General features: G+C 45.5%; 17 protein-coding genes. 5 read left to right on the plus strand and 12 right to left on the minus strand.

The genetic code is table 11. The features are described 5' to 3' along the window. The first annotated feature begins 229 nt into the window (after positions 1–229). Entirely contained in the window at positions 230–451 is a 222-nt protein-coding gene (locus ACINLD_RS17410) for a DeoR family transcriptional regulator (RefSeq protein ID WP_003184500.1), read from the plus strand. Between the two features lie 132 nt (positions 452–583). On the opposite strand, the gene ACINLD_RS17415 is transcribed toward ACINLD_RS17410, so the two are convergent. Both ACINLD_RS17415 and ACINLD_RS17420 read right to left on the minus strand, forming a co-directional pair. Beyond that, entirely contained in the window at positions 584–1,315 is a 732-nt protein-coding gene (locus ACINLD_RS17415) for a pseudouridine synthase (protein ID WP_026588313.1), read from the minus strand. Between the two features lie 41 nt (positions 1,316–1,356). Further along, positions 1,357–2,982 (minus strand): oligosaccharide flippase family protein, encoded by a 1,626-nt coding sequence (locus ACINLD_RS17420; RefSeq protein ID WP_409444473.1) that lies wholly within the window; start codon positions 2,980–2,982, stop codon positions 1,357–1,359. A gap of 232 nt (positions 2,983–3,214) precedes the next feature. Here ACINLD_RS17420 and ACINLD_RS17425 point away from each other — a divergent pair, with 232 nt between their 5' ends. The 3 genes from ACINLD_RS17425 to ACINLD_RS17435 all read left to right on the plus strand — a co-directional run bounded on the left by ACINLD_RS17425 (position 3,215) and on the right by ACINLD_RS17435 (position 7,200). Further along, entirely contained in the window at positions 3,215–4,489 is a 1,275-nt protein-coding gene (locus tag ACINLD_RS17425; RefSeq protein ID WP_026588315.1) for an NAD(P)/FAD-dependent oxidoreductase, read from the plus strand. Between the two features lie 229 nt (positions 4,490–4,718). Then, complete coding sequence (locus ACINLD_RS17430) at positions 4,719–6,257, plus strand: BCCT family transporter (RefSeq protein WP_035428239.1); 1,539 nt, start codon at positions 4,719–4,721, stop codon at positions 6,255–6,257. A 430-nt stretch (positions 6,258–6,687) separates the two neighbouring features. Then, positions 6,688–7,200 carry a hypothetical protein gene (locus tag ACINLD_RS17435; protein ID WP_026588318.1) on the plus strand — a complete coding sequence of 171 codons (513 nt, stop codon included), beginning with the start codon at positions 6,688–6,690 and terminating at the stop codon, positions 7,198–7,200. Positions 7,201–7,325: 125 nt separating this feature from the next. Here ACINLD_RS17435 and ACINLD_RS17440 read toward each other — a convergent pair whose 3' ends face one another. The 10 genes from ACINLD_RS17440 to ACINLD_RS17485 form a co-directional block, all read right to left on the minus strand. Then, positions 7,326–7,508, minus strand: a complete 183-nt coding sequence (locus ACINLD_RS17440) for a sporulation protein Cse60 (RefSeq protein ID WP_026588319.1) — start codon at positions 7,506–7,508, stop codon at positions 7,326–7,328. Positions 7,509–7,644: 136 nt separating this feature from the next. Continuing rightward, the gene (locus ACINLD_RS17445; protein ID WP_026588320.1) at positions 7,645–7,959 is read right to left on the minus strand and encodes a rhodanese-like domain-containing protein; all 315 of its coding nucleotides are present in this window, start codon (positions 7,957–7,959) and stop codon (positions 7,645–7,647) included. A gap of 60 nt (positions 7,960–8,019) precedes the next feature. Then, positions 8,020–8,172 carry a hypothetical protein gene (locus tag ACINLD_RS17450; protein WP_179115699.1) on the minus strand — a complete coding sequence of 51 codons (153 nt, stop codon included), beginning with the start codon at positions 8,170–8,172 and terminating at the stop codon, positions 8,020–8,022. Further along, entirely contained in the window at positions 8,169–9,275 is a 1,107-nt protein-coding gene (locus ACINLD_RS17455) for a hypothetical protein (protein WP_409444472.1), read from the minus strand. The genes ACINLD_RS17450 and ACINLD_RS17455 overlap by 4 nt, the downstream gene beginning before the upstream one ends. A 109-nt stretch (positions 9,276–9,384) precedes the next feature. Further along, positions 9,385–9,747, minus strand: coding sequence for a DnaJ family domain-containing protein (locus tag ACINLD_RS17460; protein WP_026588322.1), 363 nt, complete (start codon positions 9,745–9,747; stop codon positions 9,385–9,387). Between the two features lie 56 nt (positions 9,748–9,803). Further along, a complete protein-coding gene (locus tag ACINLD_RS17465) occupies positions 9,804–10,448 on the minus strand; it encodes a YesL family protein (protein WP_026588323.1) in 645 nt (214 codons plus the stop codon). 16 nt (positions 10,449–10,464) lie between these two features. Then, positions 10,465–11,742 carry a Gfo/Idh/MocA family protein gene (locus ACINLD_RS17470; protein WP_409444471.1) on the minus strand — a complete coding sequence of 426 codons (1,278 nt, stop codon included), beginning with the start codon at positions 11,740–11,742 and terminating at the stop codon, positions 10,465–10,467. A 14-nt stretch (positions 11,743–11,756) separates the two neighbouring features. Next, positions 11,757–12,227 (minus strand): hypothetical protein, encoded by a 471-nt coding sequence (locus ACINLD_RS17475; protein WP_026588325.1) that lies wholly within the window; start codon positions 12,225–12,227, stop codon positions 11,757–11,759. Between the two features lie 20 nt (positions 12,228–12,247). Further along, entirely contained in the window at positions 12,248–13,369 is a 1,122-nt protein-coding gene (locus ACINLD_RS17480) for a glycoside hydrolase family 105 protein (RefSeq protein WP_026588326.1), read from the minus strand. 30 nt (positions 13,370–13,399) lie between these two features. Further along, positions 13,400–14,365 carry an ABC transporter permease gene (locus ACINLD_RS17485; protein ID WP_026588327.1) on the minus strand — a complete coding sequence of 322 codons (966 nt, stop codon included), beginning with the start codon at positions 14,363–14,365 and terminating at the stop codon, positions 13,400–13,402. Positions 14,366–14,581: 216 nt separating this feature from the next. Here ACINLD_RS17485 and ACINLD_RS17490 point away from each other — a divergent pair, with 216 nt between their 5' ends. After that, a complete protein-coding gene (locus tag ACINLD_RS17490; RefSeq protein ID WP_409444470.1) occupies positions 14,582–16,891 on the plus strand; it encodes a helix-turn-helix domain-containing protein in 2,310 nt (769 codons plus the stop codon). Positions 16,892–17,156 lie beyond the last annotated feature (265 nt).

Genomic DNA, 17,156 nt, shown 5'->3' on the forward strand with positions numbered 1-17,156 from the left:
AGTTTGTTTTTTTTATTAAAATGAACGTTGGTGTATGGGGATTTCCCCGCGTTTTTCGTTTTTTTCATGAATTTGGAACGGGTTTTTTGCTGGATATTTGTCTAGATCATCGTGTATAATATTTATTGATCATTTTCAGGGAAAGTGATCACAAATCGTCCATGCTGCATTTTGGAGTCGTAAGTTGTGGTAGTCAAGTCCATTCGATCATACGATAGGGAGTGGTTGTTTGAAACCTTCAACAAACCGAATGCTAACCAGGATCAAATCAGTCTACATGTTCATTCAAGAAAAAGGACTCGTTACAACCCAGGAACTGGTTGATGAATTTGGCACTACACCGAGAACAATCCAGCGTGATCTGAATGTGTTGGCATACAACGATTTAGTTCATAGCCCCAGCAGAGGCAAATGGGAAACAACAAGAAAAAAAGTAAAAATCTCCTCGTAGAAATATTCTGAAAAATAGAACATTAACGCAAAATATCATATAAGACAACCATTAAACATACAAAAAGCACCAAACGTCAAGTACGTTTGATGCTCCACTGCTTTTCATAGAATACGGGCTCTGCCAATTCTTTCAGACACTCGAATGATCAGAGTGTCTTTTGTTTTTTAATGCCTCAAGTTCGGATTCTTTCAGCTCCCTGTATTCTCCAGGCAGAAGCTTTGGATCGAGCTCGACATCCCCCATTTTCAGCCGCTTCAAAAAGATCACTTCGCGGCCGACGGCCTTCAGCATCCGCTTGACCTGATGAAACTTTCCTTCCGTGATCGTCAAAAGCAGCCGGCAGCTGTTTTCATCCTGTATCACCGCTTTGGCAGGCTTAGTCATATATCCTTCGCCGATGTCAACTCCTGTCTCAAGCTGAGCGGCAGCCTCCGGTGTCATTGGCTGATCAACATGCACTTCATATGTTTTCGGCACGTGTTTTTTAGGCGACAAAAGCTGATGCGACAGCTGCCCGTCATTGGTAAGAATCAGCAGGCCTTCCGTATCTTTGTCAAGCCGTCCGACAGGAAACGGCTCAAACCTTAAAAGCTCGGGATCGAGCAGATCAACAACCGTCTGCTGACGGCTGTCCTCCGTTGCCGAAAGCACCCCCTGGGGCTTATTCATCATCAGATAGATGAACTCCTGATAAAAGACGGGCTCACCGTACACCGTCACTTCATCCGCATCTGGATCAACCTGTGCTTTCGCATCCTTGACCATTTTGCCGTCTAATGCCACCGCGCCGTTTTTCAGCATTTTTTTGACATCTTTTCTCGAGCCGTAGCCGCTGTGCGACAGAAACTTATCCAATCTCATACAGCATGTCTCCCTTCCAGATCAAAAGAAAAGCCTGCTCATCAGGCTTTTCTTTTGAAAAAGCGATTTAGCCGCTGACCGAAGATTTTTTCCAGCAGTTTCAGCCGATAAGCCAAATACAGATAGATCGCACTGCCGGCCGCGGATGTGATGAGGATCACGATGGCGGAACGAATCGGTCCGCCTTCATAGGAAATAAATAAGCCGAGCAACGCTTGGACAACCCATAAAACAATTCCCATAACCGCCGTCAGAATCATCATCAGCAAAAGCCTTTTAAACAATTTTCGATAGGAATATCCTGCATGGCGTTTGATCATAATGAAACCGTATAGCAAGGATGCTGAATAGCCGAGGGCTGTCGCCAAAATCGAACCGTTCCCCTGAAACAGCTTGATCAAAGAAACGTTGAGCGCGATTTTGATGATGATTCCGATCAACAGGCTGACCACCGCAAATTTCTGCTTGTTCACACCCTGCAGCATCGCTGCATTGACAGTGAATAGAGAAAATAACAAGGCCAGGGGTGCATACCAGAATAGGATATTTTGTCCCATTTCAGGGTGCAGGTTATCAGATCCATAAAAGAACGTGTACACCGGTCCTGAAAGGAGCGCCATACCGACTGATGCCGGAAGGACGATGAAAAGAATGATCTGCATCGCCTGATCAATCTGTCTGTTTAAAGCGGGAAAATTTTTGTTGGTGAAGTTTTCGGTCATCGCCGGGATCAGCGTCAGTCCGAAGGCCGTCGCAAGAGATACCGGGATCATCACCAACTTGGGAACATACAGCGTCACAATCGCCAGCATGTCCTGGCTGATGTCGCCATAGCCCGCTTCAATCATCGCCTTATTGAACGTATTCGTATCAATATACTGATAAAGCGGAATCGCCAGCCCGACAAACACGTAAGGAGCGGCATAGCAGAACAGCTCCTTAAACATCTGCGTATACGTAATATTGGATGGCGGAACGAGATTCGGCTTTAGCGCCAGCAGTGCGCCTTTCCGTTTCTGCCAGGAAAAATAAAGGGTGAAAAGCCCGGCAAACGCACCGATCAAAGCGGCGAAAGTCGCATAGCCGACAGCTACGACGAGACCGCCGTTCAATACTTTCATCACCAAATATGTGGCGGTTAAAAGAAAGACGATTCTGGCAATTTGCTCAACCACTTGTGAAACGGCTGTGGGCCCCATCATCTGATGACCTTGGAAAAATCCCCTGACAAGTGCTAATATCGGCACGACCAGTAAAGCCAGACTGACCATGCGGATGACGTAAACGACATGTTCAATCGTCAGTCCGTTGTTCTCTGCACCGCCGAGGGCCACCTGTGCAAAAAACGGAGCGGACATGTAAAGAATCGAAAAAGCAATAATGCCCGTGACGAGCATCATCGACATTCCCGCGCGCAGCATCCTTCTCGTTGTCTCGTAATCACCGATCGAATTATATTTCGACACAAACTTGGACACAGCCGCCGGAAAACCCATCGTGGCAATGCTCAAAAACATCGTGTATTGATTATAACCGTACTGGAACAGGGCACCGCCCGTGGCACCGACCATAGCTCCGAACGGAATCAAATAGATCATTCCAAGGATCCTTGAAATATAGGTACCAAGCGTTAATGTAAACGTGCCTCTTAACAGTTTGCTTGACATGTTCCCAATCACCATTTTTCTACAATAGATTCAACTTTTCTATTTTAACACACAGGTGCTTCACCTAGGTAATAATAACATGGCTAAATTTTAACAGAACTTGCTTCATCGTTTTCTAAAGGGGGCGTTATTTCGTTATAATATAAAATGAAGCGCGGATGATGATTTGTCACTTTCTGAGGCATCTCTGCATCCGACAGGCTTTACACAAAGGAAAGTTGAGGATATGTTTATGAGTCAATTCGATTGTATTGTCATCGGCGGAGGACCTTCCGGGCTTATGGCCGCCATCGCGGCCGGTGAGCAAGGGGCCGATGTTCTCTTGATCGACAAAGGTAACAAACTCGGACGCAAGCTGGCCATTTCAGGAGGCGGACGCTGCAATGTCACCAACCGTCTTCCCGTGGATGAAATCATCCGCCATATTCCCGGAAACGGACGCTTCCTATACAGCGCTTTTTCCGAATTTAACAATGAAGACATCATCGCATTTTTCGAGCGCCTCGGTGTCAAGCTGAAGGAAGAGGACCACGGAAGAATGTTTCCCGTTTCCGACAAAGCGCAGAGCGTTGTCGACGCCCTGTTGAAAAGGCTTGAGCAGCTGCATGTGACAATCCGGACGAACGAAAGTGTCAAATCGGTCATATATAAGGATCAGAAAGCATGCGGCATCATCACAAACAACGGAGAAAACATTCCAGCCTCATCAGTCGTTGTGGCGGTTGGAGGCAAAAGCGTGCCCCATACCGGGTCGACGGGAGACGGCTATGCATGGGCTGAAAAAGCGGGCCACACGATTACAGAGCTCTTTCCGACAGAAGTTCCGGTCACATCGGCCGAGCCTTTTATTAAACAAAAAACCTTGCAGGGCTTATCATTGAGAAATGTCGCCGTCAGTGTGCTGAACAAAAAAGGAAAGCCTGTCATCACCCACAGGATGGATATGATTTTTACGCATTTTGGCCTTTCAGGCCCCGCCATTCTGCGATGCAGTCAATTTGTCGTGAAGGAATTAAAGAAACAGGAAACAGTCAGACTGAAGATCGATTTGTTCCCTGAGCTTCACGAAGAGCAGCTTTTTCAACGGATGCAAAAAGAGCTGAAAGACGCGACGAAAAAAACGCTGAAAAACGCGCTGAAATCATGGATGCAGGAAAGGTATCTGCTCTTTCTTTTCGAACGCAATCAGATCGATCCTTCTGAAACCTTTTCATCTCTTTCCAAAGACCGTTTCAGAGCGTTCGTCAAAGATTGCAAGGAGCTGACCGTCAGTGTGAACGGCACGCTTTCGCTCGATAAAGCCTTTGTGACAGGCGGCGGTGTTTCCGTAAAAGAAGTCGATCCTAAAAAAATGGCCTCCAAAAAAATGGACGGTCTCTATTTCTGCGGGGAGATTCTTGATATTCACGGATATACAGGTGGGTACAATATCACATCAGCCCTTGTCACCGGAAGGCTGGCCGGCTTGAATGCAGGCGAATTTTCAATCGCTCAAAGAAAAAAATAAAATAACCTCAACCCCTTGACAAACAAGGATTTGCGAGGCATCCGCGCCAAGATTCAGACTTGTGCCTTTTTTGAAAAGTATGTTACGGTTAAAGAGTTTTGTTTCACCTGATTGTGGGGTAATAGGAGAAGCTAGGCCAAACCTCCTGAGAGAGAATGAAATTTTTATGTGCAACTCATACTAAACATATGGATGGGAAGAAGGACGAAAAATGATTTAGAGGGTGAGGATGAATTTGAAAAATATCTCAAGCGTTTTTTGGATTGTGATTGTTATCACATCAGCAGCAGTATTATGGGGAATCGTTGCTCCGGATAACCTACAAGCGTTAACGAGTTCGATTCAAGGATATATCACGAATACACTTGGATGGTATTACTTATTGGTGGTTTCTCTATTTGTAGCGTTCAGCATCTTTTTGATCTTCAGTCCGATCGGAAAGATCAAGCTGGGGAAACCGGAAGAAAAACCTGAATTCTCTCGCTTATCTTGGTTTGCCATGCTTTTTAGCGCAGGTATGGGCATTGGTCTCGTATTTTATGGCGCGGCTGAACCGATCAGCCATTATGCCATTAGCTCTCCATCAGGTGAAACAGAAACAGCCCGGGCCTTCAGAGATTCTCTGAGGTATACATTTTTCCACTGGGGATTGCATGCATGGGCAATTTATGCGATCGTCGCTCTTTGCATCGCGTACTTTAAATTCAGAAAAGATGCGCCTGGCTTGATCAGCGCGACTCTGTTTCCGGTCTTCGGCGACAGAGTCAACGGACCGCTTGGAAAAGGGATTGACTGCATCGCTGTATTTGCAACCGTCGTCGGTGTAGCGACAAGTCTCGGAATCGGCGCCACGCAGATCAACGGCGGACTCCATTATCTATTCGGAGTACCGAACAGCTTCCAGGTGCAGCTGGCGATCATTGCAATCATCACCGTTCTGTTCTTAATTTCCTCATGGAGCGGAATCGGAAAAGGCATCAAGTACTTGAGCAATACGAACATAGTGCTGGCCGGCATCCTGATGATCTTTATGCTGTTCGTCGGACCGACGGTATTGATTATGAACTCGTTTACGGACACGCTTGGAACGTATATCTCCAACGTAGTGCAAATGAGCTTCCGCCTTGCGCCTAATGATCCGGACAGCCGTGAATGGATCAATTCATGGACGATTTTCTACTGGGCTTGGTGGATCTCCTGGTCGCCGTTTGTCGGTATTTTCATCGCCCGCGTATCAAGGGGGCGCACAATCAGGGAATTTTTGATTGCCGTCTTGTTTGCGCCTACTGTGCTGGCGTTTCTATGGTTTTCAATTTTCGGGGTTTCAGCGATGGATCTTCAGCAAAAAGGGACCTTTAACATTGCAAAACTGTCTACAGACACGATGCTGTTTGGAACATTTGACCACTACCCGCTGACTATGATTACATCTATCGTTGCCTTGGTGCTAATTGCCGTATTCTTTATCACTTCTGCAGACTCGGCAACATTTGTTCTCGGAATGCAAACGACTTACGGTTCACTGAACCCTGAAAATTCGGTCAAGATATCATGGGGCATCATCCAGTCAGCAATGGCTGCGGCGCTTCTGTATTCAGGCGGACTATCGGCGTTGCAAAACACCGCGATCCTGGCCGCTCTGCCATTTTCAATCGTGATCATCTTCATGATCGTATCGCTTTACAAATCTCTGTCCCAAGAACGGAAAGAGATTAAAAAGTCCGAACAATTTCAAAAACCGAGAAGCCCTCGGGTGAAAAAAGCATAACTGAATAACTTCAATAAAAGCCGGCTAAAGCCGGCTTTTTCTTTATCTTTGAAATGCGCTGGCGACAGGAGCAGGAAGCTTTGGGAACTTATACGATGCTTTCCGCCGTCACCGCAGTATCAGATCTTGTGTGTACAATCATTTTGGATGTTTTTAATGGCCTATGAAGTATCATTCCAGCATATAAAGAAGATCACGTTTTCTGTACAAGCTGATGCTACTCATTTCTTTTGTTCTGAAATCATCTTTTATACTTCTCAAGTTCGACTGTTTACTACATTCTTTATTTATCATTTGCTTGAATAACACATGAAGACTTAAATTAATTTTTCTTTTTTTTACTAAATTTCCCTTAGAATTTGCCGATAAAAAAATTGGAGGAGGTGCCATTTCATAACATTCATTAAAATTGTTTAAAGGAGCGTTTAAAATGAAAAAAATCATGATCAGTTTGGCTTCATTAGCAGCCGCAATTTCTCTTTTTGTTTTCCCTAGCAGCAGCTCTGCAGCAACATACTACAGTGCTGGACCAAGCACTCCAAGTCTACTAGTTGGTGTTTATGGAAAAAATGTATGGTCTCAAAAAGCGTACTGGGATCTTAGAAACATTGACAGCATTCCTGATACAGCTGTAATAGAATCGATCAATATTCGTTATGGATTAGATTCCAATGCAGGCATGAATTTCAGTAATACCCATGTGGCTTTATTTAATGAAAAAGGTGAAGGCAAATATACGTATACTGGCAATCCAATTCCTTCTTATGGTAGTTTAATGGATTCTGGTTTAGCAAACCCTTATTTTAGAGGTCAAAAAGTGAAACAGCTATGGAGTGTTCAATACTATACTTCAAATAGTCTTCGCGGCTATATAAAGCCTAACTTGAATATTTTTTGGAAAGATCCCAGCTTAGGACATTCAGGAAGTGTCGCAATCCAATAATGATTTTTAACTAAAGGGCTGAAAATCAGCCCTTTATTCATATTTTTATCTCTCATCCGATCACGACTTTCCAGCGCCTAGTTGATCTCGTTTTCAATGTTGTCAATAATAGATTATAAAGTCTGTTATTTCCTGTATAAAATAAGTGCCGAAAAACAGTAAAGCTGTTCGCCTTGAGGGTCGCATGCGGCAGATACGTCATATTTTATATCGACCAGCTGGTCTTCGGACAGCTTTTTTAAAAATTCGTTGATTTCGTGCTGCAAATCTTTTTCGTGTTCTTCATCAAATACGGCAACCTTCAGCATACGCTCTCTCCTTTCTATATGAAAGGTATTCACGAACAGCCGAAGTTATGATCAAAAAAGAGACTGTGAGGCGCTTGGCGACGTTCGCATTGCAAAATGAAAAAGCTTCTTACCGCCAAGATAAGAAGCTAAGACCTTATGTTGTTTTCGGCTTCGTATCGCCGGTCCACTCAAGCATGCCGCCGATCATGTTTGTCACGTCAAATCCTTTGTCCTTCAGGTAGAGGCAGACGTTCTCACTGCGCTTCCCTGAGCGGCAGACAAAAATATAAGATTGATCTTTTTGAAAGATGTCGATCTTTTCCGGTATGTCACCCATCTTAATATGAACGGCTTCCGGGATCATGCCTTCGGCCACTTCTTCATCTTCCCTGACATCAATGATGTTGAGCGTTTCTCCTTTTGAAAGCTTTTCCTGCAGCTTGTCAGGTGTGATTTCTTTTACTGTCATATTTCCAGCTCCCTTTATCATGTACGTGAACATATTATAGCAAAAGTCAGGAGCGGATTTCTATCGGAGGGTGCTTTGGTTCAGCTTGTTGTCGGGAAAGATCGATTTTCCAAACGATTGGAAAGATCCGCTGCCCGCGGCGGCTCCCTCTGCCATGCCCGCTCCAACCAGACAGACCAGCATGACAGCTGAAAAGCAAATGACCTTTTTCATATGATCCCCTCCTTCACTTTGCATATTTGATTTCTTGCACAACGGGATTTCTCAAGATACAAATCACTTTTTTTGTCATCACCCGAGCACAGATAGTAATCGGCAATATCTTTTGTCAATTCGGCGACATCCACCCACAGCTTCTTACCTGCCAGGTATTCCAATGAAAATTCGATATCCAGCGGATTTCCGGTATCATACAAGGCAAAAATAAGCCTGAATTTCGCCGTATATTCTTCCTCACCATCTTCGACAGACCTGGAAAAGCCCTTTTTGCAGAGCCGGCTCGCTTCTTCGCGGCGGCCGTTTTTATACATGAGATGAGAAAGTTCGAAGATGGTGTTGATGCCAAAAACGGACCGCTTATGGAGATCAACGGCAAGCGCCTTTCGAAAATGCTCCTCCGCCAAAAGAGGCATGTTCCGATTCGCATACTTCAGTCCCATATTATGATGGATGAGTCCGATAATTCTTTCATTTTGAAGAGAAACGGCCTGATCCAATGCCCGTCGGTAGTGCTTCTCCCCCTGCTTCATGCGGAACAGGTCAAACTGGTTCGAACCGAGAATCATGTCGCATCCAATCGCTTTATCTATGTAATCGTCATGTTTGCTGAAGATGGAAAGCGCTTTTTCGGCATGGTTCATCGAACGGAAATGATCATTAATCTGATAGTAGGCGCCCGCGATTTTATAATGAAATTCCGCTTTTTCGATTTCATCTGTCAGTTTATATAGTTTGTTTTCCGCTTTCTTGTAGCAGCTGATCGCCTCAAGATAATTTTTCTCATGAAATTCGTACATGCCGAAAAAAAAGTAGAAATAGTATTGAATAACATCATCAGCATGCACAATCGTTTCCTTCTGTCGTTTGATTTCTCTGAAAAGCTCGGCAGATTCGGCAAACTGTTCGGTCATCAATTTGAACCTGTAATCGAGCAGATGAAAATAAAGCTGTAAATCTCCTTGTTTCTCCATTCCCGAAAGCAGCCTCTTAATCTCGTACTTTAAAGATACAGCTTGGAGCGCTTCATGGCGCTTGATCATGGTATACCATCGGTTTAAAAGTCCGGCCGCCTTTTCGTACGCCGTTTTCGCATCCACTTCTTGATTCATCCTTTCTTATTTTCAAAAAATGGCCATACTATTATTTCCTTTTTATAACTTTATTTTACAGAAAATGATTGTTGTTAGCAATTAATTTTCTAATCGGTCAGCTCCAGTGCTTCAGCTGGCTTTCGAGATTTTGCGCTGTCACAAGGCCCTTTTGGAACTGGCTTGGACAGGAAAGATTGTATTTTTTGATTTTCCGGTTGATGTCTTCAATCTCTTCTTCCCGTTTATTCGATTTGCTGGCTTTTTCGATTTCTTGCTTTATTTCCTTTTGCAGCTTCAGCCATTCGGGCAGATATTTGGCGTTTTTCAGCGTGCTGGAAAGCGCGTCTCCTTGAAGCGCTTCTTTTGAGAGCGGTTTGCCGAAGCCGGGCAGAGATTGAACACCGCCGTCTTGATTAAGACTGTCTTGAACAGCCTGATCGATCCAGTGAATATAGCGTTTATCATTTTCTTTGCTCATGTGTACCGCCTCCTTTCATGAAAAAACACACCCGCTTCATAAACGCAGGTGCAGTGTCACGCTTCCGCTGAGTGAGACCGCTCCGCCGGACCCGTTGCTTCCGCCTTTTTCAGGACTTGATAGGCCAGCCACATGATCGAATAACCGAGCAGGCTGACGCTGAAAAATGGAACGATTCCCGGCAGATAGGCAAAAACGGCAAACAGCAAGGCGGTAAGCGCGATCATCGTCAAGGTATATTGCAGGTACGAAATCCCGAGAAGCAGGGAAAATTTTAAATACAACCGCTTTTTCCAGTCGAAATGGGCCAGAAGCGGAAACACATAGAACAGCATGATGACGTATAAAAACCCGAACACCATAATGACGAAACGAAGAATGTGCAAAAATAGATTTTCCGGATGAATAAATGCCAGATCAACATAAATAATCGCTCCAACGATCAATAGAATGAAGCCGATTGCGTTCGCGCGGAAAAATTCCCCGCGGTACGCCTGCCAAAACGTCCGAAAGATCGGAATGTCCGAGCGGCCCATCACCCATTTCCTTGTGACGGCAAATAAAGCGGCGGTCGCCGGCATAAATCCGAATACACCAAACCCGAAAAGTGTAAACGCAAACCACAGCAGATTGGCATAAGAAAATCTCATCACCCACTCGCAAAAGCTCAGCACTCTTCCCATGGAGACATCCTGTTCCACGTTTTTAGCCCCCTTTTCAGTGTATGGCTTGGACCTGAAGAAGCTCTCGAATGTCGATCGGCCTTTTTTCCTTGATGGAACGCCACAATCCTTCCCCGGCTGCGATCGAATAGGCGCCGGCTTCAGCCCCAGCCAGAATCTCGTAATCCCTCAAAGGGTCTTTTCCTGAAAACAGCTCCTCCATAAGCAGGGGATCTCCGCCGCCATGTCCGCCGGGCTTCTGAACGACGCGGATCGTTTCTTTCGACTCGAACAGCGGAAAATAGTCGATCGTCTGCTCATCCACTTCAAAAGGAATTCTTCCTGGAGCATGGTATTCTTTCGTTTCCAGCCTTCCTTTTGTACCGTTGATCACAAGGCGGTAGCCTTCATACGGAGCGGAAAAAAGCAGCGAATAATTCAATATGGCACCCCCGTCATATTTCAAAACGGCGGCGTAGGTGTCTTCGATGTCGATTTCTTCATCGAATATACAAGCGTCAGGCCGGTAGCCGGAGTATAAAAGATGCTGATTGTCATCCGCTTTGATGTGGTCATCCTCGGGATCGCCGTCTTTCCATCTCATATAGTAACGGCATTTCTTTTTGACGTGACATGTCCCGCAATAACGCGGCTCCCCTTTTTCAGGGTTCATTTCACCGTCCGGTCCGTAGTAGTTCAGACCGCCGTAGGAAAAGACTTCACGGGGTTTTTGATCAAGCCACCAATTGACAAGATCGAAGTGGTGTGTGGACTTATGGACGGAAAGCCCGCCGGAGTACTTTCTCATTCTGTTCCAGCGCTTAAAATAGCTCGCTCCATGGTACGTGTCGATATACCAGTTCAGGTCAACCGATGTAATGGTGCCGAGCTTTCCTGCAAGAATCATCTCTTTAATTTTGCGGTGGAATGGATTATAGCGGTAGTTGAACGTGACGGTCACTCTGCCTTTGCTGGCCTTTTCGGCTTCCAATACAGCTCTTGCATCCCCGGCTGTTGTCACCATCGGCTTTTCAGCAATCACGTCGATATTCTTTTTTAAAGCGCCCAAAATATAGCGGGCATGTGTATCATCGCGGCCCGCAACAATCACAGCGTCAGGTTTGACCTCCTCAAGCATGGCCTCAAATCGTTCAGCGCGAAAAAAAGGTACCGGCCCAAGCTCCGGAAATCTCTTTTTGCAGACGGCTTCCCGCAGCGGATCATCATCCAAAAGCGCGGCGATCGAGTGCTTCCGTCGGTATTGCTTCAGAAGAGGCTCGATAAACATATTGATGGCGCGGCCGCTCAGCCCGCAAATCGCATATTTTTTCATTGGCACCCCTCTGTTCATTGACCTTGAAGCGTCTGAATGAGCTTCACCGCTTCAGAGGTTTTCTTTGCATAGACCGGAATAAAGGCAGCCATATCCGTGTTCAGTTGAAACGTGTAGCCGTTCAAACGTTTTTCCCCTTTTTTAATGATGGCGGCATACATCTGCTCCCGGCCGTTTTTGCCGGCAGCACTGTATGGCGACCGCTCTTCTGATCGAGCCTTGAGCGGCTGAAGTCCTTCAGGATCGTAAAAAGGTTCAAACATGTCTTCTGGAACGATAAACAGATCTCCTTCTTTCGCTGCGATTTCAACAAGCAATTTTTCGGGTGAAGCCGGGAAAGCCGTAACATGCAAGCCCTCTTTCCCGGCGGCTTTCCCGATGTTCTGCTTAACTTGTTCCGGCGCATCGGAAAAGACAAAAACATCCGTCCCCGCCGCCTCGCCCTTTCCGCAGGCAGAAAGAATAAAGGCAGCGATGGCCGGCATGAATAGCCAAACAAGCTTTCTCACCTTTCTCCTCCGTCCACAAAGCGGCTGCTTCTCTCAAGCTCTGTAAGCGCCATGATCAAGGCGCCGACTCCGTGCAGATCATTGGTGCTTTTGTCGCGGCCGACATAATACTCATACGTTCCTGCTGATGTGCCGACGCAAATGTCTTTTAGCAGCAGGCCTTCCTCAAGGCTGAACTCGATTTTCTCCGCCAGAAGCCCCCTGTATCCCTTTAGCGCCTTTTTTTGATATGACGGGTCGATATAGCCCATCCGCGTCCCTTTTGCCATCACGTATATATACAGGCATGAACAGGAGCTTTCAAGCCAGTTGTCCTCCCGTCCGCCTTTATCAACGACCTGGTACCAGAGCCCTGTTTCCTCATCCTGAAAATCGGCGAGGCTTTTCACCATTTCTTGAAGCGTTGCCGTCCATTCCCGTCTTTTTTCGTGATGCTGCGGGAGGAGCTCGATCATATCGCTCAGTGCAAGGGCGTACCAGCCGATCGATCTTCCCCAAAACTCAGGGGAGCAGCCTGACTCCGGATCGGCCCACGGCATTTTTCTTTTCTCGTCCCAGGCATGGTAATACAATCCTGTCCGAGCGTCTTTTGTATGCTTTCTCATCAAATTTTCTTCGAGGACGACCATATCGTGAAGCTCCGGCTCATTGAAGGCCCGCGCGAATTTCAGGGCGAATGGTCCGCACATATACAAACCGTCAAGCCACATTTGGTAAGGGTATTTATCTTTGTGCCAAAAGCCGCCTTCTGCCGTTTGATTGAGCGTTTCAAAAAGGCCCCGCAGCTTTTTCGCCGCCTTCAGGTAGCGTTCATCTCCCGTCTCTTCATACAAAGGAAATAAGAGAAGCCCTGCTTGAATGGCATCCAGCTCATCTCTTGCGAAATAAAAGTTTCCGTACTCATCAACGAGATCATCAACGTAATCTTTTACATAATTAAAATACGTCTGTTTTCCCGTTTCATTCCAAAGATGAATAAGACCGCACAAAAACACGCCTTGATGGTAGTGCCAGCGTCCGGCGGGGGGCAGCCTGTCTACTGTATACGCTTTCATTATTGTTTTGGCTGCTTCCTCAGCAACAAAAAGCGGTGATTTTGTGGCGAGAGATTGGTTCATTTCACTCAAATCCTTTCATTCAAGAATTTTTCAGTAAATTCCTTCTTCTCCAAACTTCTTGGCCATCCTGTTCGCAAACATGACCAGCACGAGTCCCACAGCGGCTTTGAACAAACCGACAGCCGTGCTGTAGCTGAATTGCCCCTGCTTTAACCCGGCCGTATACACATACGTATCAAAGATCTCGGCTACTTCCCGGTTCGTAGCATTCAACAGCAGGTACACATGCTCAAATCCAAGCTCCAAGGTATCGCCGATTTTCAGAATCAGCAGTACGACAATCACGCTTCTGATCGCCGGCAGGGTAACATGCCACATCCTCCGCAGGCGATTGGCCCCATCCATTTTTGCCGCTTCGTAAAGCTGCGGATCGACCGCGGTCATCGCCGCCAAATAAATGATCGTCGACCATCCGGCCTCCCTCCAGATGACCTGAAGAATATACATCGGCCTGAACCAGTTTTCATTCAGCAAAAAGTTGATTTTTTCCCCGCCAAAATAGGCGATCAACTCATTAATCAGCCCTCCGTCTACCGTCAACAGGACAAATGAAAGCGAAACGACGATGACCCAGGACATAAAATGCGGAATATAAATCATCGTCTGGACAAATTTTTTAAAAAGTGCGATTCTGACTTCGTTGAGCAAAAGAGCTAAAATAATCGGAATCGGAAAAAATACGACAAGGTTTAAGAAAAACAACACCAACGTGTTCTTCAGCAGCATAAAAAAGGTCGGTTCTGTAAACAGTCTTTCAAAATGCTTAAATCCGACCCATTCGCTCCCCGTTATGCCGAGAAATGGCTGGTAATCCTGAAAGGCGATGACAATTCCCCACATCGGTACATACTTGAAAAGAAGAAAGTAAATCAATCCCGGAAGGATCATTAAATATAAATATTTTTGCTGAAGGGCTTTCTCAAAAAAACGCGTCTTTCTCTCTTTTCCGACAATCAGGGCCTTTTCCTTCCCGGTCGGAACTTGTGCAGCTTTCATAAACGGCCTCCCTTCACGGTGTTTGCTTCCACTTTAAATCAGGCCGCAAAATGCAGTCTACAATCATATCATCACATCGCCCGCTGCTTTCTTTGCACTCTTTAAGATCTAATAAAATGAAACGTTGATTAGGAAATGATTATTGACAAATTCACACAAAAGTCGGATTAATTATATATGAGCAATTCATTTCCAGACTCGGTTGGGGGGGAATTTATGAAAAGGAAACAATATAAGTTTTACTATAAGCTGGTGACCTTCTTTTTGATTCTCAGCACCATTCCGGTCGTCATCGTCGGCTTTTTTTCCTATCAAAGATCAGCGGAGACGATTGAACAAAACGTCACAAACGAAAAGCTCCAAACCGTTGGCCAGGCGCAATTGAATATCGAACATATTTTAAAAACGGTTGATCATTCCTTCACCCATTATGTCCGTTCCTACCCTTTAATTCAGACGCTAAGCCTGAGCATCACGCCAGAACGCTTTCAGCTGTACAACCAAATCAATAAAGAATTAAACAAGCTGCAGACATTTGACACCGACTTGAGCGATATCACCTTGATCAGTGAAGAAAAAAAGTGGTATATCAACAATTCGGGGCTATACCATTTGGATCAGCGGCGGCAAGCCCTGATGATCTCGCTCTACAACTCGCTAAAAAGCCGGTCAAGCTGGGTGCTTGAAAAAAACAATGCCCTTGTCGCAACAAAGGAAGGAACAGCTGAACACTGCCCGTACAATATCAACCTGGTCAAACAGCTTCCTTTGAACAGCATGGAAAACAAAGGTCTTGCGATCGCAAGTATTCCTTCCTGCTCGCTCGTGAAAAGAATGCCGCTCAAATCAAAAACAAGCAGCATGATGGCGCTCGATGACAACGGCCGGATTATGCTGCATCCCAAGCCCTCCATGATCGGACAATCGATCAAAAATGAAGGGTACTTCAAAAAAATCCGCAGGCTGTCAACAAAAAACGGGCAGTTTGATACAATGATCAATGATACAAATTACAACATTACATACCAGAAATCCGACTATAACAACTGGATATACATTTCTCTCACGACCATGCCTGAGCTCTATCAGCAAACCACTTCAATCGGCTGGTTCACCTTTACGATCTGCGCCATTTTGTTAGCGCTTTCATGCTTGTTTTCCTGGTTCGGATCACGCCATTTCTACAAGCCAATCAAGGTTCTTTATGAATCCGTCTCAGGCTTCACCTCAGGAACCGACTCCGGGAAAAAGCGGCCTGAAAGCGAATTCGAATTGATTGAGCGGAATATTAAAGAGATGAAAGATAGAAATCATGACCTCACGATACGGGTGAAGCAGCAGGTCTCACAATTGAGGCAGTATTTTTTGACAAGACTTTTGCTCGGCAAGCTGACGGAAGAGGAAATCAAAGAGCGCTTCTCAGGGCTCGGATTTCCCGAAGATTGGAGCCATCTCTCCATCTTTAGTTTGCAGATTGATACACTGAAAGGTACGGCATATGAAAAAAAGGATCTCGATGTCCTGCTGTTTGCGATCAACAGTCTTGCGGAACGCGCCGTGCCGCAAGAAAAGCGGCTGCCGCCAGTCGTCATCGACAAAACGCAAACAACCATCATCATCAACCGCGGCCAGTCACTCGACAGATTTCACCAATATTTAAAAACGGCCGCCGTGTCCATTCAGGAAAAAATCCATAAGGAGCTCGGACTCCATGTCAGCATCGGCATCAGCCAGCCTTTTACAAGCCTTTCCATGTCCAAGCATGCTTATCTGGAAGGTCTTGAAGCCTTAACATACAGGCTGCAATCCGGAAAGCGCGCGGTCATTTTCTTTGAGCATCTTGACCGGAACAAAGCGTTGCTGACCCAGTTTCCCAAACAGATTCAAAATGAGTTGTTTGAAGCGATTAAAGCGTGTGAAGAGGAAAAAGCAGCCGAGAAGCTCCGGCTTTTGCTGGACGCCATCTGCTCTGAGAACGCGAACCCGCATCAATGCCAGGTCGCCATTGCGAGACTGCTGAACAACTTAATCGAATATATGCACCTGCTCGGCATCGAACTGTTCGAATCGGATGGAAACAAAATGCTGTATGACGATATATTTGAGCTGACCACATTGGAAGAGATCGAAAGCTGGCTGAACAGACAGATGATCGGAAAAATGATCGAGACGCTCTCAGTCAGAGAAGAATCGCAGTACAAAAACATCTCAGAGCAAATCGTCCATATCATCCAGCAGGAGTTCGATACCGATCTGACCCTTGAATCCATCGCCGGAAGACTCCATTACAACCCGAATTATTTAAGCAGCATTTTCCGAAAAGAAATGAAGATATCATTCAGCGAATATTTATCATCATATCGTCATCATATCGCGAAAAGCTGGCTGACCGAAACGACCTTGTCCGTCAAAGAAATCTCTGAAAAACTGAAATATAAAAATCCGCAAAACTTCATCCGTTCATTCAAAAAACTGGAAGGGATCACACCCGGAAAGTACCGCGAATTGAAAAATCATTCGGCATAAATAATAACCACCCGTCATCAAGGGTGGTTATTATTTTTGATGTCCCCAATTATGCTGGACATAAGCCGCCATGGGTTTGCATTTATGTTAAATGATTTAAAATCATACATGAAAAGGATACTTCCTGTTAGGAGGTCATTAAATGCCATTAGGAACTTTAATAGTTTCCATCTTAGCCGTTATCGGTACTGTATTTCTGATTATTAGAGCATTTAAAAGACAAAGATCCAATTGAGTAAGAAGGAGGATGCCTCAAAAACATCAA

Origin of the sequence: Bacillus sp. z60-11, from assembly GCF_046464135.1 — a bacterium.
GTDB classification, from domain to species: domain Bacteria; phylum Bacillota; class Bacilli; order Bacillales; family Bacillaceae; genus Bacillus; species Bacillus sonorensis_A.

Coding starts and splice junctions, on each gene's coding strand:
- ACINLD_RS17440 (WP_026588319.1), bottom strand. CDS start 7,508: ATGCTGAAGGTTGCCGTATTTGATGAAGAACACGAAAAAGATTTGCAG.
- ACINLD_RS17425 (WP_026588315.1), top strand. CDS start 3,215: ATGAGTCAATTCGATTGTATTGTCATCGGCGGAGGACCTTCCGGGCTT.
- ACINLD_RS17420 (WP_409444473.1), bottom strand. CDS start 2,982: ATGTCAAGCAAACTGTTAAGAGGCACGTTTACATTAACGCTTGGTACC.
- ACINLD_RS17460 (WP_026588322.1), bottom strand. CDS start 9,747: ATGAGCAAAGAAAATGATAAACGCTATATTCACTGGATCGATCAGGCT.
- ACINLD_RS17430 (WP_035428239.1), top strand. CDS start 4,719: ATGAATTTGAAAAATATCTCAAGCGTTTTTTGGATTGTGATTGTTATC.
- ACINLD_RS17435 (WP_026588318.1), top strand. CDS start 6,688: ATGAAAAAAATCATGATCAGTTTGGCTTCATTAGCAGCCGCAATTTCT.
- ACINLD_RS17485 (WP_026588327.1), bottom strand. CDS start 14,365: ATGAAAGCTGCACAAGTTCCGACCGGGAAGGAAAAGGCCCTGATTGTC.
- ACINLD_RS17415 (WP_026588313.1), bottom strand. CDS start 1,315: ATGAGATTGGATAAGTTTCTGTCGCACAGCGGCTACGGCTCGAGAAAA.
- ACINLD_RS17445 (WP_026588320.1), bottom strand. CDS start 7,959: ATGACAGTAAAAGAAATCACACCTGACAAGCTGCAGGAAAAGCTTTCA.
- ACINLD_RS17480 (WP_026588326.1), bottom strand. CDS start 13,369: ATGAACCAATCTCTCGCCACAAAATCACCGCTTTTTGTTGCTGAGGAA.
- ACINLD_RS17450 (WP_179115699.1), bottom strand. CDS start 8,172: ATGAAAAAGGTCATTTGCTTTTCAGCTGTCATGCTGGTCTGTCTGGTT.
- ACINLD_RS17475 (WP_026588325.1), bottom strand. CDS start 12,227: ATGCCGGCCATCGCTGCCTTTATTCTTTCTGCCTGCGGAAAGGGCGAG.
- ACINLD_RS17490 (WP_409444470.1), top strand. CDS start 14,582: ATGAAAAGGAAACAATATAAGTTTTACTATAAGCTGGTGACCTTCTTT.
- ACINLD_RS17470 (WP_409444471.1), bottom strand. CDS start 11,742: ATGAAAAAATATGCGATTTGCGGGCTGAGCGGCCGCGCCATCAATATG.